The organism is Sphingomonas sp. DBB INV C78, from assembly GCF_042693015.1.
Lineage (GTDB): Bacteria > Pseudomonadota > Alphaproteobacteria > Sphingomonadales > Sphingomonadaceae > Sphingomonas_E.
Genome location: NZ_CP170544.1, coordinates 5124557 through 5148333 on the forward strand (window position 1 = coordinate 5124557; position 23777 = coordinate 5148333).

20 protein-coding genes are annotated in these 23777 nt (G+C 65.1%); 13 read left to right on the plus strand and 7 right to left on the minus strand.

All coding sequences use genetic code 11. The annotated features are described in order from the left end of the window. Window positions 1–573 precede the first annotated feature (573 nt). On the plus strand, window positions 574–1644 hold the full coding sequence (locus tag ACFB49_RS24455) for a hypothetical protein (protein ID WP_380874538.1): 1071 nt from the start codon (window positions 574–576) through the stop codon (window positions 1642–1644). 150 nt (window positions 1645–1794) lie between these two features. Here ACFB49_RS24455 and ACFB49_RS24460 read toward each other — a convergent pair whose 3' ends face one another. Both ACFB49_RS24460 and ACFB49_RS24465 read right to left on the minus strand, forming a co-directional pair. Further along, window positions 1795–2133 carry a PilZ domain-containing protein gene (locus tag ACFB49_RS24460; protein WP_380874539.1) on the minus strand — a complete coding sequence of 113 codons (339 nt, stop codon included), beginning with the start codon at window positions 2131–2133 and terminating at the stop codon, window positions 1795–1797. Between the two features lie 89 nt (window positions 2134–2222). Then, window positions 2223–3272 carry a GGDEF domain-containing protein gene (locus ACFB49_RS24465; RefSeq protein ID WP_380874541.1) on the minus strand — a complete coding sequence of 350 codons (1050 nt, stop codon included), beginning with the start codon at window positions 3270–3272 and terminating at the stop codon, window positions 2223–2225. A 129-nt stretch (window positions 3273–3401) separates the two neighbouring features. Between ACFB49_RS24465 and ACFB49_RS24470 the strand changes: the two genes are divergently transcribed. Together ACFB49_RS24470 and ACFB49_RS24475 are read left to right on the plus strand one after the other, a co-directional pair. After that, a complete protein-coding gene (locus ACFB49_RS24470; RefSeq protein ID WP_380874542.1) occupies window positions 3402–4403 on the plus strand; it encodes a threonine aldolase family protein in 1002 nt (333 codons plus the stop codon). Continuing rightward, window positions 4400–5317, plus strand: coding sequence for a DMT family transporter (locus tag ACFB49_RS24475; RefSeq protein ID WP_380874543.1), 918 nt, complete (start codon window positions 4400–4402; stop codon window positions 5315–5317). Before ACFB49_RS24470 ends, ACFB49_RS24475 begins: the two co-directional genes overlap by 4 nt. Here the strand turns inward: ACFB49_RS24475 and ACFB49_RS24480 are convergent. Beyond that, complete coding sequence (locus ACFB49_RS24480) at window positions 5227–6054, minus strand: SDR family NAD(P)-dependent oxidoreductase (protein ID WP_380874544.1); 828 nt, start codon at window positions 6052–6054, stop codon at window positions 5227–5229. The two genes, ACFB49_RS24475 and ACFB49_RS24480, sit on opposite strands and share 91 nt — an antisense overlap. An 83-nt stretch (window positions 6055–6137) precedes the next feature. Between ACFB49_RS24480 and pepN the strand changes: the two genes are divergently transcribed. Beyond that, window positions 6138–8738, plus strand: coding sequence for an aminopeptidase N (pepN, locus tag ACFB49_RS24485; RefSeq protein WP_380880109.1), 2601 nt, complete (start codon window positions 6138–6140; stop codon window positions 8736–8738). A 6-nt stretch (window positions 8739–8744) separates the two neighbouring features. Here pepN and ACFB49_RS24490 read toward each other — a convergent pair whose 3' ends face one another. Beyond that, window positions 8745–9635: a cation diffusion facilitator family transporter gene (locus ACFB49_RS24490; protein ID WP_380880111.1), complete on the minus strand. Its 891-nt coding sequence runs from the start codon at window positions 9633–9635 to the stop codon at window positions 8745–8747. Beyond that, window positions 9635–10213, minus strand: coding sequence for a pyridoxamine 5'-phosphate oxidase (gene pdxH / locus ACFB49_RS24495; RefSeq protein ID WP_380874545.1), 579 nt, complete (start codon window positions 10211–10213; stop codon window positions 9635–9637). Before pdxH ends, ACFB49_RS24490 begins: the two co-directional genes overlap by 1 nt. An 89-nt stretch (window positions 10214–10302) precedes the next feature. On the opposite strand from pdxH, the gene ACFB49_RS24500 reads away from it, so the two are divergent. The 3 genes from ACFB49_RS24500 to ACFB49_RS24510 are packed head-to-tail and all read left to right on the plus strand — an operon-like array spanning window position 10303 to window position 17025. Continuing rightward, on the plus strand, window positions 10303–13626 hold the full coding sequence (locus ACFB49_RS24500) for a DUF2126 domain-containing protein (protein ID WP_380874546.1): 3324 nt from the start codon (window positions 10303–10305) through the stop codon (window positions 13624–13626). 22 nt (window positions 13627–13648) lie between these two features. Then, on the plus strand, window positions 13649–16141 hold the full coding sequence (locus ACFB49_RS24505; RefSeq protein WP_380874547.1) for a circularly permuted type 2 ATP-grasp protein: 2493 nt from the start codon (window positions 13649–13651) through the stop codon (window positions 16139–16141). Window positions 16142–16143: 2 nt separating this feature from the next. Beyond that, window positions 16144–17025 (plus strand): transglutaminase domain-containing protein, encoded by an 882-nt coding sequence (locus ACFB49_RS24510; RefSeq protein WP_380880113.1) that lies wholly within the window; start codon window positions 16144–16146, stop codon window positions 17023–17025. Here the strand turns inward: ACFB49_RS24510 and ACFB49_RS24515 are convergent. Continuing rightward, the gene (locus ACFB49_RS24515; protein ID WP_380874549.1) at window positions 17022–18092 is read right to left on the minus strand and encodes a putative zinc-binding metallopeptidase; all 1071 of its coding nucleotides are present in this window, start codon (window positions 18090–18092) and stop codon (window positions 17022–17024) included. The genes ACFB49_RS24510 and ACFB49_RS24515 overlap by 4 nt on opposite strands. Window positions 18093–18256: 164 nt before the next feature. On the opposite strand from ACFB49_RS24515, the gene ACFB49_RS24520 reads away from it, so the two are divergent. The 4 genes from ACFB49_RS24520 (at window position 18257) to aroC (ending at window position 22178) form a co-directional block, all read left to right on the plus strand. Beyond that, the gene (locus ACFB49_RS24520) at window positions 18257–19198 is read left to right on the plus strand and encodes a DnaJ C-terminal domain-containing protein (RefSeq protein WP_380874551.1); all 942 of its coding nucleotides are present in this window, start codon (window positions 18257–18259) and stop codon (window positions 19196–19198) included. Window positions 19199–19231: 33 nt separating this feature from the next. Continuing rightward, entirely contained in the window at window positions 19232–20167 is a 936-nt protein-coding gene (locus ACFB49_RS24525) for a YihY/virulence factor BrkB family protein (RefSeq protein WP_380874552.1), read from the plus strand. Between the two features lie 10 nt (window positions 20168–20177). After that, window positions 20178–20981 (plus strand): enoyl-ACP reductase FabI, encoded by an 804-nt coding sequence (gene fabI / locus ACFB49_RS24530; RefSeq protein ID WP_380874553.1) that lies wholly within the window; start codon window positions 20178–20180, stop codon window positions 20979–20981. Between the two features lie 126 nt (window positions 20982–21107). Further along, on the plus strand, window positions 21108–22178 hold the full coding sequence (gene aroC / locus ACFB49_RS24535) for a chorismate synthase (protein WP_380874554.1): 1071 nt from the start codon (window positions 21108–21110) through the stop codon (window positions 22176–22178). Window positions 22179–22200: 22 nt separating this feature from the next. On the opposite strand, the gene ACFB49_RS24540 is transcribed toward aroC, so the two are convergent. Further along, window positions 22201–22371 carry a hypothetical protein gene (locus tag ACFB49_RS24540; protein WP_380874555.1) on the minus strand — a complete coding sequence of 57 codons (171 nt, stop codon included), beginning with the start codon at window positions 22369–22371 and terminating at the stop codon, window positions 22201–22203. Between the two features lie 115 nt (window positions 22372–22486). Between ACFB49_RS24540 and gcvA the strand changes: the two genes are divergently transcribed. Beyond that, on the plus strand, window positions 22487–23446 hold the full coding sequence (gene gcvA / locus ACFB49_RS24545; protein ID WP_380874556.1) for a transcriptional regulator GcvA: 960 nt from the start codon (window positions 22487–22489) through the stop codon (window positions 23444–23446). A gap of 72 nt (window positions 23447–23518) precedes the next feature. Beyond that, on the plus strand, window positions 23519–23740 hold the full coding sequence (locus tag ACFB49_RS24550; RefSeq protein WP_380874558.1) for a hypothetical protein: 222 nt from the start codon (window positions 23519–23521) through the stop codon (window positions 23738–23740). Window positions 23741–23777: the final 37 nt, after the last annotated feature.

A 23777-nucleotide genomic window follows, 5' to 3' on the forward strand; every position in this document is an offset into this window, starting at 1 on the left:
ACCATCGGGAGGAATGCCTATTCAGGGCGGGATTTTTCCCTAGACGGGGCGTAAATCGGGAGCCGGCGACGGCGGCGTTGCGGACGCAGGCATCTTGTCGTCATCCCAGCGAAAGCTGGGAAGGTGAAGACGGTTGAGATCCTGGGGCGTCGCGTTTGATCCAGGGCGATCCCAGCTTTTGCTGGGATAACTACACAAGGAAGCGTGTCCGATCCCGGAAATGAGCGGGCCCCGGACCAGGGGGGTGGGGTCCGGGGCCCTGACCGGGCCTTGCGGATGTACGTATCCGCCGGTCCGGAAAGCATGGTCTGGATCGCGCCAGCGCAGGTCGGGACGGTGATCCCGGTCGGCGCGTCACTTCTATTGTCGGCAGCCCCTTCACCCCAAAAGCCACGCTATCATAGCCTGTCGCGACGCGGGCCGACATTAGGGAAAACCCGTAAGCTGCGATCACACGGCAACACGTCTGCCGAACGTCTGGAAAACCGGCGAAAAGGGGCTTTCCATGGCCTCGGCACTGCGCGACATTCCTGCACGGCCTTGCCGCCGTCATGAAGGGGAGGGCAAGCAGATATGCCGATCTTTTCCGCTAGATGGGGGGTAATGGCGCTCGGCGTCGGGGCATTCGCCTTGGCTGGTTGCGCCAGCATCGGCCCTGGCCGTATGGGCATAGATCGCTCGGATTATTCCAATCATCTGCGGGAAACCAACAAGGAACAATTGCTGCTGAACATCGTCGCCATGCGCTATGGCGATGCGCCTCTGTTCCTCGAAGTCAGCTCGGTCATCAGCCAATATACGCGCGAAGGATCGGCGCGGGCGGATGTGGAGCTTGGCCCGCCGCCGGGTGATGCGGATGGCAGCGTCGGGGCCAGCGTGCTGCTGCGCGAAACGCCGACGATCACCTATACGCCGCTGGCCGGTGATCGTTTTGCCCGCAGCCTGCTTTCGCCGATCTCGCCGGCTGCCTTGCTCGGCATGATCGAATCTGGGTGGTCGGCGGATCTGCTGTTCCGGCTCGCGGTGCGGTCGATCAACGGCGTCACCAATGGCGGGCGCGATCCACTGTTCGCGCACAATGCCGATCCCGAATTTCAGAAGATGATCGAGGTGCTGTCCAGGCTCCAGCGCAGCGGCGGGGTGGTGATGCATGTCGAACGCGGGCCGGAATCGCGCTTCACCGCCGCGGCGCGCCTGTCGCCCTCGCTCACGGCCGAGGAACGCGCCGACCTCGCTTATCTCATCCGCATCCTGCATCTGCCGACCGACGGCCGCGGCGAGTTCGGCATCGCCTTCGGTGCGGCGCAGACCGCGCCCGATCAGCTCGCCATCGGCACCCGTTCTATGTTCGAGATCTTCTCGGAAATGGCGCAGGGGGTGGAGGTTCCGGGGGAGGATCGCGGCGGCCGCGCCGTCCCGCCCGCCGCGGATACCGGCGTTACCCACTCGCTCATCCAGGTTCACAATGGCGCGCAGAGGCCCGCCGATGCGCATGTCGGGGTACGCTATCGCAACCGCTGGTTTTGGATCGCGGGTGATGACGCCGGCTCGAAGCGGATGTTCCTGATCGCGCAGATGCTCTTGTCGCTCAACGACACCAGCAGCGGTGCCAACGCGCCCTTGGTCACTATTCCAACAGGATAATAATGTTATTACAATAACTTATATATATAATTCGAAATATCACGCCCCTTACTTAGTCTAAACTCGACTATAAACCTCGATCAACGACGACAGCCGCCATCACCCTATGATGGCGGCTTGTTCGTAGCATTGCGTTCTTCAAAGTCGTGTTCAGTTCGCCCAGCGCGCGATCGGCGTCACCACATCGGCGACCAACCGGGAATCGATCGGCGCATCGAACTCGACGCCCAGCCGCCGGCCCTCGACACGCGCCACCCTGCCATGCACCTGCATATGCCCCCGGGTCAGCACGACATGCGTTCCCTGCGCGATCGGGGCGGGGCAGGATACCAGCGCGCCGCCTTCGGAGATGTCGAGCAGCACCGCGGTCGACGCGCCCAGCGGCGAATGCAGCCGCGCGGACAGCAACACGCGATAGCGGCCATGACGACGGTCATATTTCGCCGGCGTTGCCGGCTCCATCCCAAGTGCAACGGCCTCTGCGGTCATCTGATCCCCCAAGCTGCGCCGCCGTGGGCGGCCCCCTTGAAGGACTTATAGAGCGATTTTACCTAAAGACCGATTAACCTTGTTTTCTTTTAGTCGGCGATCCGCACGCAGTTCCGGCCATCGCGTTTCGCACGGTAGAGCGCGGCGTCCGCACTCTTCAGCGTTGCAGACGGACCCTTTCGCCCATCCATCGCGGCAATCCCTGCGGAAAAGGTCAGGCGCCCGATCGGACGGCCGGTTTCCGCGACCTTGAATTCGCGGGCCGCGATCTCGGCACGAATGCTGTCGATATGCTCCGCGGCTGCCTCCGGGGTGGTGTCTTCGAACAGCATCACGAACTCCTCGCCGCCATAGCGCGCGACATAGAGATTCTCCGATGCATTGCGCGACAATGCGCCGGCCATGAACTTGATGACCTTGTCGCCAAGCTGATGGCCATGCTGGTCGTTGACCGCCTTGAACGCGTCGATGTCGCAAATCGCGAGCGCAAGAGGTGTGCCCCGCGCCCGCGCGGCATCGAAGGCGAGCCGCATCCTGAGGTCGAGCGCGCGGCGATTGGGCAGGCCGGTCAGCGCATCAGTCTCCGCGGTCTTGCGGGCTTCGGCCAGGCTGTTGCGCAGGATCGAGACCTGTTCCGAAGCGCGACGCAGCTCGTCGCTGGCGCTCCGCGTCTTCTCGATCATCGAACGCGTAAGGTCCATCAGCGCAATGATTGCATCGCTCCGCGGCTCGGCCTCCAGCGAGGAGACGTTGCGGGCCAGCGCGTCGCCATATTCCTGTGCCTCACGGCCGGAGCGATCGGCGATGGCACTGATCGATTGCAGGCGGCGCTGGGCATCGTCCGCCATTCGGCTCAGCTCGACCGCGGAAATATCGGTGCGGCGCTGGGCGGCGATTGTCGCCGCCATGGCCTGGGTCAGCGTGCCATATTGGCGGATCGCATCATCGACAGCGGTGATGAGCTGCGCGTCGTCCGCCGTGAAATAGCGGTGGATGAGTTCGTAATTGGCCGGCGACGGCTCTAGGCCGTTATCGGCGAGCATCTTCCCGATATCGGCAAACAGGGTCGTTGCCGAACAGTAATGGCTTTCTTGAGGTAGTGCGCCCATCGATCCCTGGTCTATCATGAACTGCGTCACAACAAGTTGCGCGCCCCTGCGCCTGTAAACCGTAAAATCGTCAATATGCTGCTAACTTCGATAGCAAAATCGCATTGATGGCGCTTGCCTGATTGACCCGCGGCCGCTCTCCGCCGAAAGGCTTGGCCCATGCGCTTCTTTTCCGACAATGCCGCCCCGGTGTCAGATGCTGTGCTGGCAGCGATTGCCAGCGCCAACACGGTCGACACCGCTTATGATGGCGATGCTCTGAGCCGGCGGCTTGATGATGCCTTTTCGGATCTGTTCGGAACGCGGGTTGCGGCGCTGTGGGTGGCGACGGGAACTGCCGCCAATTCGCTGGCGCTCGGCGCTTTGTGCCCGCCCTGGCGCGGGGTGGTCTGCCACCGCGACGCACATATCAACAATGACGAGGCCGGCGCCCCCGAATTCTTCACGCACGGCGCCAAGCTGATGGCGGTAGAAGGCGAGGGCGCGAAGCTCACGCCCGATGCGATCGCGGCGGTCATCGATCTGATCGCCAATGATGTTCATCGCGTCCAGCCTGCGGCGATCTCGATCACCAACGCCACCGAATATGGGCTCGTCTATTCGCCCGACGAGGTTGCCGCGATCGGCGCGTTCGCCCGTCAGCGCGGCCTTGGCCTGCACATGGACGGCGCCCGCTTCGCCAATGCCGTCGCCCATCTCGGCTGCTCGCCCGCGGAACTGACCTGGCGTGCGGGCATCGATGCGCTGAGCTTCGGCTTCGTCAAGAATGGCGGCATGTCGGCCGAGGCGCTGATCTTCTTCAAGCCTGAGCTGGCAGCGGATGTGGCGATCCGGCGCAAGCGGGCCGGGCATCTGCTGTCGAAGGGCCGCTATCTCGCCGCGCAGATTCACGCGCTGCTGGCGGACGATCTGTGGCTGGCCAACGGCCGGGCAGCCAATCAGGCGGCTGCCCGGATTGCGCAAGCCGCGGTTGGCCGTCTGGTCCATCCGGTGCAGGCGAACGAGATCTTCTTGCACCTGACAACGGAGGAGGCGGCGCGGCTTCGCGCCCGGGGCTTCGATTTCTATGATTGGGGCCCCGGCGAAGCGCGTTTCGTCACGAGCTGGAGCCAGGCGGATCACGAGGTCGAAGCCCTCGCCGCCGCGATAGCCGCGCTGTGAGCGAGCCACCGCTGAGCCGAGCTGCCCAGGCGCGCGTGTTCGTGCCGCTGGCGGTGGTCACGCTGATTTGGAGCTCGACGTGGCTGGTCATCCGCGATCAGCTTGCGGTCGTGCCGCCCACCTGGTCGGTTGCCTACCGCTTTGCTGCAGGCGCGATCGCGATGATGCTCTATGCGCTTGTCGCCCGCCAGACCCTGCGGCTGACGCGCGAGGGGTGGTTCATGGCGGTGATTGTCGCCGTCACCCAGTTCGTGCTCAACTTCAACTTCGTCTATCGCGCCGAACATTATGTGACGTCGGGGCTGGTGGCCGTGGTATTTGCGCTACTGCTCGTGCCCAATGCGGTTTTCGGAAAGATCTTTCTGGGGCAGGGGCTTTCGTGGCGGTTTGTCGCGGGATCGGTGGTCGCGGGGCTCGGAATCTCGCTTTTGTTCATTCATGAACTCGCGGCCGGGCCGGCGGGGCATGGCGCGGTGGCAATGGGCATTGGCTTCACCCTGCTCGGCGTGCTGTGCGCATCAACCGCCAATGTCGTCCAGGCGACGGAAATAGCGAAACGCCAGCCGATGGTGAGCGTGCTTGCCTGGGCCATGGCGATCGGTGCGACGCTCAATGCCTTGTGGGCACTCATCACGGTCGGGCCGCCGAGCTTCGATCCGCGGCCCGCTTATGCCGCGGGTATCCTCTATCTCGGCGTGGTGGGATCGGCGCTCACCTTCCCGCTTTATTTCGGCGTGGTCCGCCAGATCGGGCCCGCAAGGGCGGCCTATTCGAGCGTGGTGATCCCGGTGCTGGCGATGGCGCTTTCGACCGTGTTCGAAGGCTATCGCTGGAGCGTGCTTGCGGCCTGCGGCGGGTTGTTGACGCTTGCGGGGCTGGTGATCGCGCTCAGGGCGCGCAGCCCGGCGCGATAATCCGGGTAGAGCGGCTGCCAGCCGAGCAACCGCTTCGCCTTGCCGTTTGCGACGCGACGGTTCTCCGAATAAAAAGCGCGCGCCGCCGGCGATAGCGCCGCGTCGTCGAGCGATTGCAGCGGCGGCGGGGCGATCCCGAGCAGATCGCAGGCATATTCGATAACGGAATTCTGGCTCGTCGGCATATCGTCGCCGATATTGTAGGCGCCGGGCGGGCCGCGCTCCATGCTGGCGATCACGGCGGCGGCGATGTCATCGACATGGATACGGCTGAACAGCTGGCCCGGCAGATCGATGCGATGGGCCTTCCCCTCCCGCACCCGTTCAAGCGGCGAGCGACCGGGCCCATAGATGCCAGGAAGGCGGAAGGCTCGCGCTTGCGGCAGCGAGAGCCAGCGTGCATCGGCTGCGGTGCGGGCGGATCTGCGGCCGTGACCGATCGGGGCGGCTTCATCCACCCAAGCGCCCCCGGCATCGCCGTATACACCGGTCGAGGAGAGATAGCCGATCCAGCGCGCCGGAGCCACGGCCAGCCGATCGAAATAGCGATCGAGTACGGGATCGGTGCTGTCCGTGGGGGGTACGGAAGAGAGGATGTGCGTCACCGACGCGATCTCGACCGCAGCGTCGTCGATGCGGTCGCGTGTGATCGCGGCCACCTGCCATCCGCGTTCGCGCAGACGAGCCCCGATGATGCTCGCGGTATAGCCGGGGCCGAAGATCAGGAGCGAGGACATGCCCGGCCTGTAGATGTGTCGACGCGACCAAGATACTCTTATCGCACTGGCATCCGCTGAGTCGGGAGCGTAAACCTGTGACCATGCTCGACGTCCAGACATCCGCCGCGGCGCCGCCGCCCGTCATCCGCCGCGAAGATTATCGTCCGCCGGATTGGCTGGTTCCCGATGTGGAACTGGATTTCATCCTCGACCCGACAAAAACCCTAGTTCGCTCGCGGCTTAGCGTGACGCGCAACGGCGGTCATAACCACCCGCTCAAGCTCGACGGCGACGGGCTGACCCCGATAGCCGTGCGGATCGATGGTGAGGCCCAGGCCGATGCGTGGCGCATGGACGGTTCGGCGCTGCTGATCGACCTGCCCGGCGACGAACATGTGATCGAGACCGAGGTCGAAATCGCACCGGAGAAGAATTCCCAGCTCATGGGGCTCTATGCGTCGGGCGGCATGCTCTGCTCGCAATGCGAGCCCGAAGGCTTCCGCCGCATCACCTTCTTTCCCGATCGACCCGACGTTCTGAGCCGCTATCTCGTGCGGATGGAGGCGGACAAGGCGCGCTTCCCCGTGCTGCTGTCCAATGGCGATCATGTGGATGGCGGCGATCTGTCGGACGGGCGGCACTGGGCGCAATGGCGCGACCCCTTTTTCAAGCCGACCTATCTGTTCGCGTTGGTGGCGGCGAACCTTGTGGCCAATCGCGACAGCTTCGCCACGCGATCGGGCAAGGAGGTGGAACTCGCCATCTGGGTCACGCCGGACGATCTGCCGCGGACCGAACATGCCATGGCGGCGCTGAAGGCGTCGATGGCGTGGGACGAGAAGGTTTATGGCCGCGAATATGATCTGGGCGAATTCAACATCGTCGCGGTTGCCGATTTCAATTTCGGCGCGATGGAGAATAAGAGCCTCAACATCTTCAATTCGCGTTATGTGTTGGCCGACCCCGATACCGCGACCGACATGGATTATGACGGCGTGGCGGGCGTCGTCGCACACGAATATTTCCACAACTGGTCGGGCAATCGCGTCACCTGCCGCGATTGGTTCCAGCTCTCGCTGAAGGAAGGCTTCACCGTCTTCCGCGACCAGAGTTTCTCGGCTGATCAAGGCTCGGCCGCGGTCAAGCGGATCGAGGATGTGCGGGGGCTGCGCGCATCGCAATTCCCGGAGGATGCCGGCCCGCTGGCACACCCGATCCGGCCCGAATCCTATATGGAAATCTCGAACTTCTACACGGCCACCGTCTACAGCAAGGGCGCCGAAGTGGTGCGTATGCTCCAGACGATCCTGGGGCCGGAGAATTTCCGCAAAGGGTCCGACCTCTATTTCGACCGGCATGACGGGCAGGCGGTGACCTGCGAGGATTTTGTCGTCGCGATGGAGGATGCGTCCGGCGTTGATCTGACGCAGTTCCGGCTGTGGTATTCTCAGGCTGGCACGCCGAAGGTGAAAGCCTCTCTGGTGCATGAGCCGGCTGGCGGCCAGGCGCGCCTGACGCTCGAGCAGGACGTGCCATCGACCCCCGGCCAGCCGGCGAAGAAGCCGATGCCGATTCCGCTGCGCGTCGCGCTTTATGGTGAGGTGACCGGCCAGATATTCGGCGGCGAGCGGCTGGTGATGCTGGAGGATGCGCATCAGGAAATCCTGTTCGAAGGCATCGGCGAACGGCCGGTCCTGTCGATCAACCGTGGCTTTTCTGCACCCGTGACTGTGCTGGCGGATCGGTCCCCGGCCGATCTCGCTTTCCTGTCGGCGCAGGATGACGATCCCTTCGCGCGCTATGAAGCGATGCAGCAGTTGATGGTGGATACGCTGGTCGGCGCGGTTGCGCGGGGCGAAGCGGACCACGGCCCGGTGATCGAGGCCGTGCAGGAGACCTTGCTCAATCCCGCGCTTGATGCCGCCTTCATTGCCGAAGCCGTGCTGCTGCCGAGCGAATCCTTCATCGGCGATCAGATGCCGGTGGTCGATCCGATGGCGATTCATCTCGCGCGGGAAGCGCTGCGCCGTGATCTCGGCCTGGAACTGGAGGACGAATGGCGGGCGTCCTATGCCAAGACCCATGCCAATCGTTACGAATATAATCCCGCGGCCAAGGGGTTACGCCGCCTGAAGACGGTGTCGCTCGGCTACCTGGCCGCCAGCGAGGCAGAGGATGCGCCGGTCATCGCCTTCCGCCAGTTCCGCGATGCCGACAATATGACCGACCGGCAGGGCGCGCTCGGCACGCTCGCCAACAGCCTATGGGCTGAGCGGGACGAAGCGCTCAAGATGTTCTACGATCGCTATCGCGACAACGGTCTCGTCATCGACAAATGGTTCACGACTCAGGCGTTGTCCTCGCGTGATGACACGCCGGAGGCCGTCGAGGCGCTGGCCAGGCATCCCGATTTCACCCTCGCCAACCCTAACCGCATTCGCTCGCTGGTGAGCGCCTTCTCGGTCAACCAGAAGGGCTTCAACCACGCATCGGGCCGCGGCTACCGCTTCTTGGCGGACATGGTGCTGGCGGTCGACAAGCTCAATCCGCAGACGGCGGCCAAGCTGGTGCCGCCGCTCGGCCGCTGGCGGCGGTTCGATGAAGCAAGAGCCGCGCTGATGCGGGCGGAGTTGGAGCGCATCGTCGCGACTCCGGGCCTGTCGAAGGACGTGTTCGAGCAGGCGTCGAAAAGTCTCAACTAAGGCCGGTCAGGACGCTGGCCGGCTGTGGCGGACCCAGCCTTGCGGATCGGGGTGGATCAGAATCTCGACGCCGGGAAATTCCTGCGCGAGGCGGTCTTCTACCTCCTCCATCACCCGATGGGCCTCGGCCACGGTCATGTCCGGCGCGACGTCGACGTGGAACTGCACGAAATCCCGTGTTCCGCTGGTGCGGGTGCGCAGATCGTGGATGCCGCGTAGTTCCGGGTGCCGGGCGGCGACGGTCAGGAAATGCTGGCGACGATCCTCCGGCCACTCCTTGTCCATGAGTTGGTCGATCGCCGAAACGGCCGACCCCCATGCGCCCCAGGCGAGCCAGAGCGCGATCAGCACGCCGAACACCGGATCCGCTCCGCTGAAGCCGAGATATTGATCGAGGATCAGGGCGGCGATCACCGATCCGTTGAGCAGCAGATCGGACTGGTAGTGCACATTGTCGGCGCGGATTGCGATGCTGCCGGTCTGGCGCAGGATGCGGCGCTGATAGCTGATCAGCAGCCCCGTTGCGGCCAACGCGATGACTGAGACGCCGATGCCATATTCGGCATTGGCCGCCCCGCCGCCTTCCAGCAGCCGGCTGATGGCGCGCCAGCCGATGCCGACCGCCGACAGCGTGATCAGCGCGACCTGAAACAGGGCCGCCAGCGCCTCGGCCTTGCCGTGGCCGAAGCGGTGGTTGTCATCGGCCGGCGTGGCGGCAACCCTGACTCCCCATAAAGTCACCAGCGAGGCGACCAGATCGAGCGCGGTATCCGCGAGCGAGCCGAGCATCGCCACCGATCCTGTCGCGGCGGCGGCATATCCCTTCAGCGCCAGCAAGAAGCAGGCCGTCGCGACGCTGGCCAAAGCGGCCCGCTGCGCCAGCGGGACGGACGCCATCACGGGTAGAGCATGCCGGTCGTCCACCCCTCGCCATCGCGGAGATAGACGTGGCGTTCGTGCAATCGGTGGGGACGGTCCTGCCAGAATTCGATGCGCTCGGGCGCCACCCGAAAACCGGACCAGTGCGGCGGGCGGGGCACGTCCTGTCCTTCGAACCGTGCACTCACGGCGTCATACCGCGCTTCGAATGTGGCGCGGTCGGGCAGCGGGCGGGACTGATCGGACGCCCAGGCGCCGAGCTGCGAATCCCGGCTGCGGGTGGCGAAATAGGCATCGCCTTCCGCATCGCTCACGCGCGAAACACTCCCTTCGATGCGGACCTGCCGGCGGAGCGATTTCCAGTGAAACAGCAGAGCAGCCTTCGGCGTCGCGAAAAGCTCCTCCGCCTTGCGGCTTTCGAGGTTGGTGTAGAACACGAAGCCGCGCTGATCATGCCCCTTGAGCAGCACCATCCGTAGCGACGGCTGACCGTCTCGTCCGACCGATGCAACCGCCATCGCGGTTGGATCATTGGGTTCACTGGCGGCCGCATCGGCAAGCCAGGCATCGAACAATGGAAAGGGATCGGCAGTCATGGCGGAGCCTTAGCGCATCGCGCCGCGCGATAGAACTGCCGGCGATGGAATATGTTGCGCCGCACAAGAGGATATGGTCCACTCGCCTTATGATCCAGGCTGCCGTCCACCACGTCACCGCCTATCGGTATGATTGCCCGGTCCAGCTTGGGCCGCAGGTGATCCGGCTGCGACCGGCGCCGCACAGCCGGACGGAAGTGAACAATTATTCGCTGCGGATCACGCCCGAAACCCATTTCATAAACTGGCAGCAGGATCCGCACGGAAACTGGCTGGCCCGGCTGGTCTTCCCGGAGCCGACCAACGAGTTTTCGGTGACGGTGGACCTGATCGCCGATCTGGTGGTGATCAACCCCTTCGACTTCTTCGTCGAGGATTATGCCGAGCATCGGCCATTCACTTATGCGCCGGCGCTGCAGGCCGACCTTGCCGCTTATTTCGACATCGAGCCGCAGGACGATCGCTTCGAGGCGCTGGTCGCGGAGTTCGCCGATGTCCGGATGAGCACGATTGATTTCCTCGTCGCGGTGAACCAGGCCGTCAATGCGAAGGTCGGCTACATCATCCGGCTGGAGCCGGGCGTGCAGGAGCCGGAAGAGACGCTGGCGATCGGCACCGGATCCTGCCGCGACAGCGCGTGGCTGATGGTGCAGTTGCTCCGACGGTTGGGTTTCGCGGCGCGGTTCGTGTCGGGTTATTCGATCCAGCTCCGGCCTGACGTGGTTCCAGTCGATGGGCCGAAGGGCGTGGAGCAGGATGTCGTCGACCTGCATGCCTGGGCCGAGGCCTATGTGCCCGGCGCAGGGTGGGTCGCGCTGGATGCGACATCGGGGATGTTCGCGGGCGAGGGGCATATCCCGTTGGCTGCAACCCCGCACTACCGATCGGCGACGCCGATCGAGGGCGTGGTGATGGGGCAGGCGCAGGTCGACTTCGAGTTCGAGGTTGGGGTGCAGCGGATCGCCGAGGCGGTGCGGATTACGGCGCCCTTTACGCCGGGCCGCTGGGCGGCGCTGGATGCGCTGGGCGAGCGAGTCGATGCCGATCTCGCCGCCCAAGATGTCCGGTTGACGACGGGGGGTGAGCCGACCTTCGTTGCGGTGGAGGATAGCGAGGCACCGGAATGGAATAGCGATGCGGTGGGGCCGACCAAGGCGATCTTCGCCGACCGGCTGATCCGCAGGTTGAGAGACAAGTATAGACTGAATGCGTTGATCCATCACGGTCAGGGCAAATGGTATCCCGGCGAAAGTCTGCCGCGCTGGGGCTATTCGCTTTATTGGCGGAAGGATGGTGTGCCGATCTGGCGGGATGCCGGGTTGATTGCAGGCGACAGCACCGAAACGATCATGACGTTGCAGGATTCATCGAACTTTATCAATAAGATAGCAGAAAGTCTCGGCGTCGGGGAGGATAATGTCCAACCGGCCTATGAGGATGGGTTGGAATGGGCGGTGAAGGAGGCCGCGCTGCCCGACAATGCCGATCCCACCGATCCCAAGATCGAGGACCCGGAAGAGCGGGCGCGGATGATCAAGGCGTTCGGGCGCGGGCTGGCGCAACCCGTAGGCCATGTGCTGCCGATCCAGCGCTGGCAGGCGGCGCAGCAGCCGGGAACCCCGCGCCGGCAGGGAAAGGCCTGGCGCAGCGAGCAATGGCGCACGCGCCGCGGCAAGCTGTTCGCGGTGCCGGGCGATTCATCGCTGGGGTATCGCCTGCCGCTGGGATCGCTGCCTTATGTGCCGCCATCCGACTATCCCTATATCCACACCCGCGACACGACCGAGCCGCGCGAACCGCTGCCCGATTATCGCGAGCAGCGGCTGGAGCGCGTGACCGAAGCAGCCGGCCATGCGGCGCAGGATCGCGTCGAGCAGCAACTGATCGAAGGAGCGGTAAGAACCGCCATCACGGTGGAGCCGCGTGACGGCTATCTCGCGGTGTTCCTGCCGCCAGTCGAGGCGCTGGAAGATTATCTTGAACTGATCGACGAGATCGAGACCACGGCCGAGGCGATGCGGCTGCCCGTCAGGATCGAAGGCTATGCGCCCCCGCCCGATCCGCGCCTGCAGGTGCTGAAGGTGACGCCCGATCCCGGCGTGATCGAGGTGAATGTGCAGCCCGTGGGATCATGGCGCGAGGCGGTGGATCTGACCGAGACGCTATACCAGACGGCGCGCGAATGCGGGCTGACCGCGGACAAGTTCATGGTCGATGGCCGTTCGGTGGGCACGGGCGGCGGCAACCATCTGGTATTCGGTGGAGCGAGCGTGAACGACAGCCCGTTCATCCGCCGGCCGGACCTGCTGAAAAGCCTGGTGCTCTATTGGCAGCGGCATCCCTCACTGTCCTACCTGTTTTCCGGCCTGTTCATCGGCCCGACCAGCCAGGCGCCGCGGATCGACGAAGCGCGCCATGACGGGCTGTATGAGCTGGAGATCGCGCTGGCGCAGGTGCCGATGCCGGGCGAGGGCGATCCGCCGGCGCCCTGGGTGGTCGACCGGCTATTCCGTAATCTGCTGGTCGACGTGACGGGCAATACCCACCGCACCGAAATCTGCATCGACAAGCTGTTCTCGCCCGACGGGCCGACCGGACGGTTGGGCCTGGTCGAGTTCCGTGGGTTCGAGATGCCGCCCGATGCCAAGATGAGCCTCGCCCAGCAATTGCTGATGCGCGCGATCATCGCCTGGCTGTGGCGCGAGCCGCAGACGGGGGATTTCGTCCGCTGGGGGACGGCACTGCACGATCGTTTCATGCTGCCGCACTTCGTATGGGCGGATTTCACGGATGTGCTGAACGACCTGCGCGGCGCCGGCTATGACTTCGACCCCGACTGGTTCGAGGCGCAGCGCCAGTTCCGTTTCCCGGTGCATGGCGACGTGACGGCGGGCGGCGTGACGCTGGAGATCGCGCACGCGCTGGAGCCGTGGCATGTGCTGGGCGAGACGGGGGCGATCGGCGGCACGGTGCGCTATGTCGACAGCTCGACCGAGCGGTTGCAGGTGCGCGCGACCGGACTGGTGGCGGGCCGGCATGTCGTGGCGGTCAATGGCCGGGCCGTGCCGATGGCGCCGACCGGCACGCCCGGCGAAGCGGTAGGCGGCGTGCGTTACAAGGCGTGGGAGCCGGCCAACTGCCTGCATCCGCGCCTGCCCGCCAATGCGCCGCTGACCTTCGATCTGCTCGATCACTGGAATGGGCGATCGCTGGGCGGTTGCGTCTACCACGTCGCGCATCCCGGCGGCCGCCATTACGATGTGGCGCCGATCAACGAATATGAGGCGGAGGCGCGGCGCAAGGCGCGTTTCCAGGCGCACGGCCATACGCCCGGCGCGGTGGAGATGCCCAAGGCGGAAAAAGCGGGGGAGTTTCCATTGACGCTGGACCTTCGCACGCCGCCGCCCGAATAAGGCGCCGGAGGGAAGGGGAATCATGGCGCAACTGCCGGGCCTGCCGACTTGGGGGGAGGGATGGATCGCATCCTATCTGCCCCGTTCGACCAGCGGTGACGTGCTTCGCGGCGACGCGGGGCGCGGCGCGCGGTGGTGGGGCCAGTTGCTGGAAGGAATCGCCGGCCTTTCCGACGGCAATCTCAACCTGCTGCAGGATCGCATCAACCGGCAGGTGATCGAAAACGGCACTTCGTTCCGCTTGCCCGGCGAGGCGCAGGAACGGCCGTGGCCGCTTTCCGCCATGCCGCTGCTGATCGGCGACGATGAATGGCGCGGGATCGAGCGGGGCGTCGCCCAGCGGGCCGACCTGCTTGAAACCATATTGGGCGACATTTTCGGCGAGCAAAGCCTGTTCCGAGATGGGTCTCTGCCGGCGGTGCTGGCAGCGGGCAGCCCGCATTTCTGGCGGACCATGGTGGGCGTGAAGCTGGCCGGCGGCAGGCATTTGCAGACCTATGCTGCCGATCTCGGCCGCGGGCCGGACGGCGAATGGCGCGTGCTGTCGGATTATTCGCGCGCGCCAGCGGGTGCGGGCTATGCGCTGGAAAATCGCATTGCCGCATCGCGGGTGATGGGCACGCTCTACAACCGCCTCAACATCCGGCGGCAGGCAAGCTTCTTCTCCGCCTTTCGCGACGGCATGGCGGCGATCTGCCAGCGGGCGGACCCGCGCATCGGCCTGCTGACGCCCGGCCGTTACAACCAGAGCTATGCCGAACAGGCGCATCTTGCGCGCTATCTGGGATTCCTGCTGGTCGAGGGCGAGGATCTCGCCGTGCGCGAGAATCAGGTGTTCGTCCGCACGATCGAGGGGCTGAAACGCGTCGATGCGCTGTGGCGGCGGATGGATTCGCGCTTCATCGATCCGCTGGCGTTCGATTCCCAGTCGGCGATCGGCGTGCCGGGCCTGATGGACGCGATGGCTGCGGGCAATATCGTCGTCGCCAATGCGCCGGGTGCCGGCGTGATCGAATCCGCCGCCCTTTCCGCTTTTCTGCCGGCGCTGGCCCGGCGGCTGACGGGCGAGCAGCTTCACTTGCCCAATATCGCGACCTGGTGGTGCGGGCAGCCCAATGAGTGCGATTACGTCAAACAGGATCTGGACAATCTGCTGATCGCCCCGGCCTTTGGCGGTGCGCCGCCCGGCCTTGCGCGGGGACGGCCGATGCTGGGTTCCGAACTGGGCCCGGCGGCGAAGGCGGCGTTGATCGAAGGGATAGCGCGACGCCCGCATGATTATGTTGGGCAGGAGGTGGTGCGGCTTTCGACCATGCCGGCGCTCGCCGACAATATATTGGTGCCGCGCCCGTTCAGCCTGCGCGTGTTCGCGGCACGGGATCAGGATGGGCAGTGGATCGTCATGCCGGGCGGCTTCGCGCGGCTGGGCGGGCAGGACGATATTCGTGCGGCGGTGATGGGCGAGGGGGCGTTCAGCGCCGATGTCTGCATCGTCGCCGATCGGCCGGTCGACAAGGTTTCACTGATGCCGCCCAAGGTGGCGATCCGTCGCAATCCTGGCACTTTGCCGAGCCGGGCAGCCGACAATCTGTTCTGGCTGGGCCGCTATCTGGAGCGCGGCGAAGCGACCTTGCGGCTGGTGCGTGCAGCCTTGGGTGGCACGATCGACGCGGATGGCGGCGCGGCACGCCTGCCCGGCACGATGGCGGGGTTGAAAGGACTGCTGATATCTTCCGGCGCTTCGGTTTCAACCAAGGATGAGGAAGAAGCGGCGCGCGACGCCGATATCCGCACGCTGGCGCTGGCCGCGCTCGATGGCAAAGGTTCGGCCTCGGTTCACCGGCTGCTCGAAACTGTCCGGTCGATCGGCGAGGGCACCCGCGATCGGCTGTCTGCGGATGTGTGGCGGCTGCTCGATGCGCCGGCGCCGCTTGGCCATGGCGAGGATGCCGCGGCTTTGCTCAATCGCGCGACGGCCTTGCAAGAGCGCTTCTCGGCGCTCGCGGGTCTGGCGGCCGAGAATATGGGGCGGACGGCCGCCTGGCGCTTCCACGATGCCGGCCGGCGGATCGAGCGTGGCATCCTGGCCTGCCGGCTGTTGCGCAACTTCGCCGCGGACGATGCGTCTGCCGACGACCTCAGCACCTTGCTCGACCTGACCGACAGCCAGATCAGCTATCGTGCGCGTTACATGGCCGGCTTGTCATTGGCGCCGGTGCGCGACCTGGTGGCGCTCGACCCATTCAATCCGCGATCACTGGCCTATCAGGTGCACAAGATCGGCCGCCATCTGGGTGCGCTGCCGACCTTGCGGGACGATGGCATGGCGGAGGAGCAGCAGTTGCTGGCAATCGAGCTGGGCGGGCTGGTCGCGCTCGCCAAGGCGGAGGCACTCGGGCCGAACGCGGTGATGGCGATGGAGAACCGGTTGCTCGCTCTGTCCGACGCGATCGGCCGGCGATACTTCCTGCAAGGGAGCGAAACGCTGCGCGCGTCGCACATGATCCTGGCATGACGATGCTCTACGACGTGAGTCACCGGACGCGGTTCCATTATGCCCATCCGATGCGTTATTCGCGCTGCAATCTGCGGCTGGAGCCGATCCGCTGGGCGGGGCAGGACCTCGAGGGCTATGTCCTGAACGTTATCCCGCGCGCGACCCTGACCGTGATGCCGCCGCGCGGCTATTGCGCCAATCTGGTCCGGATGGTGGTGGAGCAGGCGACGAACGAGATCGTGATCGAAAGCCGGTTCCGGATGAGGGTCAACCGCACGCCGCCGGAGATATTGGCGGACGACCCCGATATCGCCGCGGTGGGCGCGGCGGCGCGAGCATCCAATGATCTGTCGTCGGTGGGGCCGGTCAATTATCTCGCCGCATCGCCACTGATCGCGCTGGAGCCCGAGATCGCCGAATGGGCGGCGGCGGAACTGGCGCCGGATCGCGGCATCGTCGAGGCCGGTTATGCGCTGGCGCGGCGCATCCGTGACGAGTTCCGCTATGACGGCAATGCCACCGTCACCGAGACCCCGCCGATCGAGGCGTTTCGCGGCCGACACGGCGTCTGCCAGGATTTCGCGCAGGTGATGATCGCAGGCTTGCGCAGCCATGGCCTGCCCGCGGCCTATGTCAGCGGCTATCTGCGGACCATCCCGCCCCCCGGCAAGCCGCGGCTGGTGGGGGCGGATGCCACCCATGCCTGGGTGATGCTGTGGTGCGGGCCGGAGCGCGGCTGGCTGGGCTTCGACCCGACCAATGCCTGCGCGATGGCCGGCGACCATATCGTCACCGCGGTCGGCCGCGACTATGCCGATGTGGCGCCGATCGACGGCATCTTCCTGGGTCAGGGGGCGCAGAAGATCGACGTCGAGGTGGATGTCGAGCCGGTGGAAGACTAGCCCCGTCCCGCCTGCACGCAGCGGTTGACGAAATCGAGCTTGGCAATAATCGCTGGCGACAGGTGGAACGGGTAGAGATCGGCCTGGCCCATGCTGCGGTTGAGCGCGTTGAGCGCGAAGGCAAAGGGGCGCATCCGCGCGGCCAGCGTTTCGGTATCGGCGCGATAGGGATCGAAATCGACCGCGGGATCACCCGCCTCGCCGGGGAAGGGCGCCAGCCGCATGTCCAGCCCGCCGCATGTCGCCAGCGTATCGATGATGTGGAGGAGGTGCGCGAAGGTCTCGGCGAAATCCTCCCACGGGTGGGAGGTGGCGTAGAAGCTGACATAATCGTCGGTCCACACCTTGCCGCTATTGTAATGGTTGGCGATGGCCGCGGCATAATCGGCCCGCTCGTCGCCGAAGAGGGTGCGGAATTCGGCCAGCGCCGCCTCGTCGGGTTCCACCAGCCGCGACCAGTAATGATGGCCGACCTCGTGGCGGAAATGGCCGAGGAGGGTGCGATAGGGTTCGCCCATGCGTTCGCGGATGCGCTCGCGCTGGGCGTCGTCGGCCTCGACGAGGTTGAGCGTGATGACGCCGCCCTCATGGCCGGTCAGCACCTGGGGGGTGCCGCTTTGTTCCGCGGCGGGATCGTAGAGGAAGTCGAAGGCGAGGCCGAGCCCGCTGCCGCTCGCCGCGGCCTCCGCCAGGCTTTCCAGCGGCAGATGCAGGCGGAGCAGGCTGTGGAACAGGCGGCGCTTGGCGGCCTCGATCTTGCCCCAGCGTTCGGGGACGGTGGGTGCTGTCAAATCGGGGATGGTGCGATTGTGCCGGCAGGCGCGGCAATAGGGCGTGGCGTCGCCAGTGGGCACCAGCCAGTTGCAGACGCCATGATCATCATTGTTGGCGCAGACGACGAGATCGTGGCTCGCGCCTTCACCGTCGCGCCAGGTGGTGGCGCCGTCGGCCAGGAACAGGAAGGCGTCGGATGCGGGATCATAGCCGAGCGTGAAATCGCAGCCGGGGCAGATCCGCGCCTCGAAATGCAGGAGCCTGTGGCAATTGGGGCAGGAAAAGGGCGCCAAGATCCATATCTCCGCGGTCTGGACAGGTTCAAACCCGGCGGAGCGGCGTTGGTGCCGGCCAATGAAGCATTTTTTAGCTTGCGCTGTTCTACAACAGCCCACATCTGCTATGTTGCATTTGAGCAACAGTTGGTGCCGGCGCACGACCGGCGTAACGGATGGATATGGCCGACCTATATTCGAAACTGGGCGTGTCCCGCGGTGCGACCGATGCCGATATCAAGAAGGCATATCGCAAGCTCGCCAAGGAACTTCACCCCGACCGCAACAAGGACAAGCCCGACGCGGCCGATCGCTTTGCCGAGCTGACGACGGCCTATGACCTGTTGTCCGACAAGGACAAGCGCGCCCAATATGATCGCGGCGAGATCGACGAACAGGGCCATCCCCGCGGCTTTGCCGGCAACGGCTTTGGCGGCGCGGGCGGACGCGGCGGGCCGGGCGGCGGGTTCAGCGGTTTCGGCGGCGAGGGCGCGGACTTCGGCGACATCTTCGAAGGGCTGTTCGGCGGCCAGCGCGGGCGCGCCGGACCGGGCGGTGGCGGCGGCTTCGGTGGGTTCGGCGGCGCGCGGCGTGCCCCGCCCAAGGGCGCGAACATATCCTACCGCCTGGCCGTGCCGTTCGAGGAGGCGGCCGGGCTGAAGGCGCAGCGCGTCACCCTGTCTGACGGCAAGACGATCGACGTGAAGCTGCCGGCGGGGCTGGAAAACGGCACGCAGATGCGGCTGGGCGGCAAGGGCGAGCAAGGCCCCGGCGGCGCGGGTGACGCGATCCTGACGATCGAGATCAAGCCGCACCGCTTCTTCACGCGCGACGGCGACGATGTCGGGCTCAACCTGCCGATCACCATCGACGAGGCGGTGCTGGGCGGCAAGGTGCGCGTGCCCACCGTCGACGGCCCGGTGATGCTGAACATCCCCAAGGGCGCGACATCGGGCAAGATACTCCGCCTGGGCGGCAAGGGCTTTACCCGCAAGGATGGGTCGCGCGGCAACCAGCTCGTCACCTTGCAGGTCGATGTGCCGCTGGGCGATCCGGATCTTGAAGCCTTTATCGAGGGATGGAAGGGCAAGGGACGCAACCCGCGGCTCGCCCTGGGGGTTTAGCACCGCAATCGTCGCGTAGCGAAAGGCGTAAACTTGCAGGATGCCTCCCCCGAATCCCCGGAAGAACGCGCCAAGCGGCGTGGGGTTTGGGACAGGCATCTCGATCGCGTCAGGCCGGGGACGCGGCCCTTCGAAATCGCGAAGCGCGTCCTTGTCGGTGTCTATTCGGACGGCTTCATCCATGCCGGCAACATCGCCTATTTGGCGCTGTTGACGCTGTTCCCCTTCTTCATCGTGCTGGCCGCGCTGGCGCAGGCCTTCGGGCGTGGGCCGGATACGCTGGCGGCGGTCGCGACCTTTCTGGAGACGTTGCCGCCCACCGTCGCCGAACTTCTCCGCAAGCCGATCGCCGACGTGCTGGTGGCGCGGACGGGGCCGCTCCTGTGGTTCGGGGCCGCCGTCGGCCTGTGGACGGTAGGGAGTTTCATCGAGACCATCCGAGATATTCTGCGCCGCGCCTATGGCACGCCCTATAACAAGGCGTTCTGGCATTATCGGCTGGGTTCGATCGGCATCATCGTCGTGTCGGTGATTCTGGTGCTGGTTGCCTTCTCGATGCAGGTGCTGCTCGTCGCGGTGCAGGAATTCGTTACGCGGCTGCTGCCCTTCGCCGACGAGGCAGCTTTGTGGTTGCAGGTGTCGCGCCTCGCGCCGCTGCTGCTGATGGGGCTTGCCCTCTATTGGCTGATCTTCTCACTGACGCCGTCCAAATATCGCTATTCCCCGTGCCCCAAATGGCCGGGTGCGGTATTCACCGCTTTGTGGTGGATGGCTGTCACTACCCTGCTGCCGCGGGTGCTGGGCCTGCTGGGGGGATATGACCTGACCTATGGCAGCCTGGCCGGCGTCATCATCACGTTGCTTTTCTTCTGGTTTGTCGGTTTTGGACTGGTGATTGGCGCAAACCTGAACGCGGCACTGGCGGAAACGCCGCAACCGGCGGTAAAGGAGCCTGCGTCACAAGGCTGATGGAGTTGGAATGACTGGCCTGATGGAAGGAAAGCGGGGGCTCATCATGGGCCTCGCCAATGATCGCTCGCTCGCTTGGGGAATCGCCAAGGCGCTCTCTGCGCAGGGGGCGGAGCTCGCGTTCAGTTTTCAGGGCGAGGCGCTGGAGAAGCGCGTGCGCCCGCTGGCCGAACAGCTCGGATCAGATTTCCTGATCGATTGCGACGTATCGGACATGGCAGCGCTGGACACCGCCTTCGCGACGCTCGCGGCGCGCTGGCCGACGATAGACTTCGTTGTCCACGCGATCGGCTATTCGGACAAGAATGAGCTGCGTGGCGGCTATGTCGACACCAGTCTCGAAAATTTCCAGATGACCATGAACATATCAGCCTACAGCTTCGTCGCGGTGACGCAGCGCGCGCGGCCGATGATGCCCAATGGCGGCAGCCTGCTGACGTTGAGCTATTACGGCGCCGAAAAGGTGATCCCGCATTACAATGTGATGGGCGTCGCGAAGGCCGCGCTGGAAACCAGCGTCAAATATCTGGCGATGGACCTCGGGCCGGAAAATATCCGCGTCAACGCGATCTCCGCCGGGCCGATCAAGACGCTGGCGGCGAGCGGGATCGGTGATTTCCGCTACATCCTGAAGTGGAACGAGCTGAACTCGCCACTGCGTCGCAATGTGACGATCGAGGATGTCGGCGGGGCGGGGCTTTATCTGCTGTCCGATCTCGCATCGGGCGTGACGGGCGAAATCCACCATGTCGACGCCGGCTATAACGTGATCGGGATGAAGGCCGAGGACGCGCCGGATATCGCGCTTGCGTGAAACTACTCCCTCTCCCCTCTGGGGAGAGGGTTGGGGAGAGGGGCCGAACGGGGTGGCTCCACGTCGCTTATTGTGAGCGGACTCCCCCTCTCCCAACCCTCTCCCCAGAGGGGAGAGGGCTTTTAGATGAGTTTCAACACGTTCGGCCGCGTCTTCAGATTCACGACCTGGGGTGAGAGCCACGGGCCGGCGCTGGGCGCGGTGGTCGACGGGTGCCCGCCGGGACTGGCGTTAAATGAGACTGATATCCAGCCCTGGCTCGACAAGCGCCGGCCGGGGACGTCGCGCTTCACCACTCAGCGGCAGGAGCCGGATCAGGTCCGCATCCTTTCCGGCGTGTTCGAAGGCAAGACCACCGGCACGCCGATCAGCCTGATGATCGAGAATGTCGACCAGCGATCGAAGGATTATTCGGAGGTCGCGCTCGCTTATCGGCCGGGCCATGCCGATTATGCCTATGATGCCAAATATGGCTTCCGCGATTATCGCGGCGGCGGGCGATCATCGGCGCGCGAAACGGCGGCACGGGTCGCGGCGGGCGCGGTGGCGCGGGCGGTGATCCCGGAAGTGCGGATCAGGGCCTATCTGGTCGAACTGGGCGGCGACGCGATCGATCGCGCGGCGTTCGACGATGCGGAGATCGACCGCAATCCCTTCTTCTGCCCCGACGCCGCGGCTGCGGCGCGGTGGGAGGCGATCGTCGATGGCGCGCGCAAGGCCGGATCGTCGGTCGGCGCGATTGTCGAATGCGTGGCGGAAGGGCTGCCGGCGGGCTGGGGCGCTCCGCTCTACGCCAAGCTCGATAGCGAGCTTGCGGCGGCGTGCATGTCGATCAACGCGGTGAAAGGTGTCGAGATCGGCGACGGTTTCGAGGCGGCGCGGCTGACGGGTGAGCAGAATGCCGATCCCATGCGGCCGGGGCCGAATGGCAAGCCGCTGTTCCTGGCGAACCATGCCGGTGGTGTTGCTGGCGGGATTTCGACCGGCCAGCCATTGATCGTGCGGGTGGCCTTGAAGCCGACCTCATCGATCCTAACGCCGGTCGAGACGATCGGGCGGGACGGGCAGGCGGCGGACATCCGCACCAAGGGCCGTCACGATCCCTGTGTCGGAATTCGCGCGGCCCCGGTGCTGGAGGCGATGGTGGCGCTGGTGCTTGCGGACCAGAAATTGCTGCAGCGGGCGCAGCGGGGCTGACGGTGAGGGCTGGATCGGCCGATCAATAGCGGCCGGAGCACGGGCCGCGCCGTTCATTCTTCCACGGCGCATCGAAATAGATGCGCTGAAGCGGCTCGAAAGCATGCGTGTAGCTGTCGGCAAGGCCGGTCAGCCAGGCGGTGATGGCGGGCGTCGACCGACGTGCGCCATCATGGCGGAAATCGCGCTGCATCTTATGATCCTTTCATGATCGCGACTGGCGCGTCGCCCTTTCTAAATGCCCAAAAGGGGATGGTGGCGCCAACAAAAGCCTCGACCGAGATCATAAAGGAGGCTTATCAAGTGCCATGCGCAGAATCCCACCGCTGACCGCCGTTCGGGTATTCGAGGCCGCTGCCCGCCACGAGAATTTCACGTCCGCTGCAGAAGAGCTCGGCATGACGCAGGCAGCGGTGAGCTATCAGATCAAGCTCTTGGAAGAGCGGCTGGGGGTCGCTTTGTTCGCGCGGGCCAAGCGGCGCGTGACCTTGACCGATACGGGTCGCAAGCTGGCGCCCAACATCTCCGCGGCTTTCGATACGTTGCACGATGCCTTCGCGACGCTCGCGACCGACGATGCCGGGGTGCTCAAGATCACCTGCGCCACCACCTTCGCGTCGCACTGGTTGGCGCCGCGGCTGGGTGGCTTCCAGATCGCGCGGCCCGAACTGGCCGTGCGGCTGCATGCGGGCAATGAGATCGTCGATCTGGCGCGGGACGATCTCGATGTCGCGATCCGCTCCGGCTATGGCGACTGGCCGGGTCTGCGCGCCCACTTTCTGTTCCGGCTGCAGTTCACGCCGGTCTGCAGCCCCGAATATCTGGCACAAAATCCTCTGCGTGAGCCGGAAGACCTGCTGGGCGTCAACCTGCTGAGCCCGGACGATTTGTGGTGGAAGATATGGTTCGCGGAGGCCGGCGTCGGCGATGTCGAACGGCCGCGCCGACCGAGCATAAGGCTCGATTCCCAGGTGCTGGAGGCGAATGCGGCATTGGCCGGGCATGGTGTTGCGGTGGTCAGCCCGATCTATTGGCAGGCGGATCTGGAGGCAGGGCGGTTGGTCCAGCCCTTCCCGATCCTTGCCTTCGAGGGGCCGAGCTTCTGGCTGGCTTATCATGAGCAAAGGCGGACGCTGCCCAAGATCGCGGCGTTCCGCGATTGGCTGATGGCCGAGGTGAAGGTGCAGGCGGGCAGCAATTGCACTGGCGCCTTCGCTCCCCCGAGCGATGAGGAGATGGAAAGGTTGAAGATGGGCCGGCCGGCCTGACCGGCGTCCGCATCGTGTCGGCACCGAAACCTGCGCTGGCGCGTTCTCCCGTCTTATGGATGGGAGAGTGGGATGCGCAAGGACATCATCATCGGGCTCGCGCTGCTCGCTGCGCCGATCATCGCCATCGCCCAGAACGCGCCGACACCGCCGGATGAACCGGCCAACAATAGTGCCGCGAACAGAGATTGGGGCAATTCGGCTGTGCCGGTGCCCGCGGCGGACGATCCGCAGGTCAACGGAATGATCGACGGCGAAAAGCCCGAGCCGCCGCCTGAACTGCGACCGCGCTGAACAACCCGCGATCGATGAAATGCACCCTCGCCTGAGC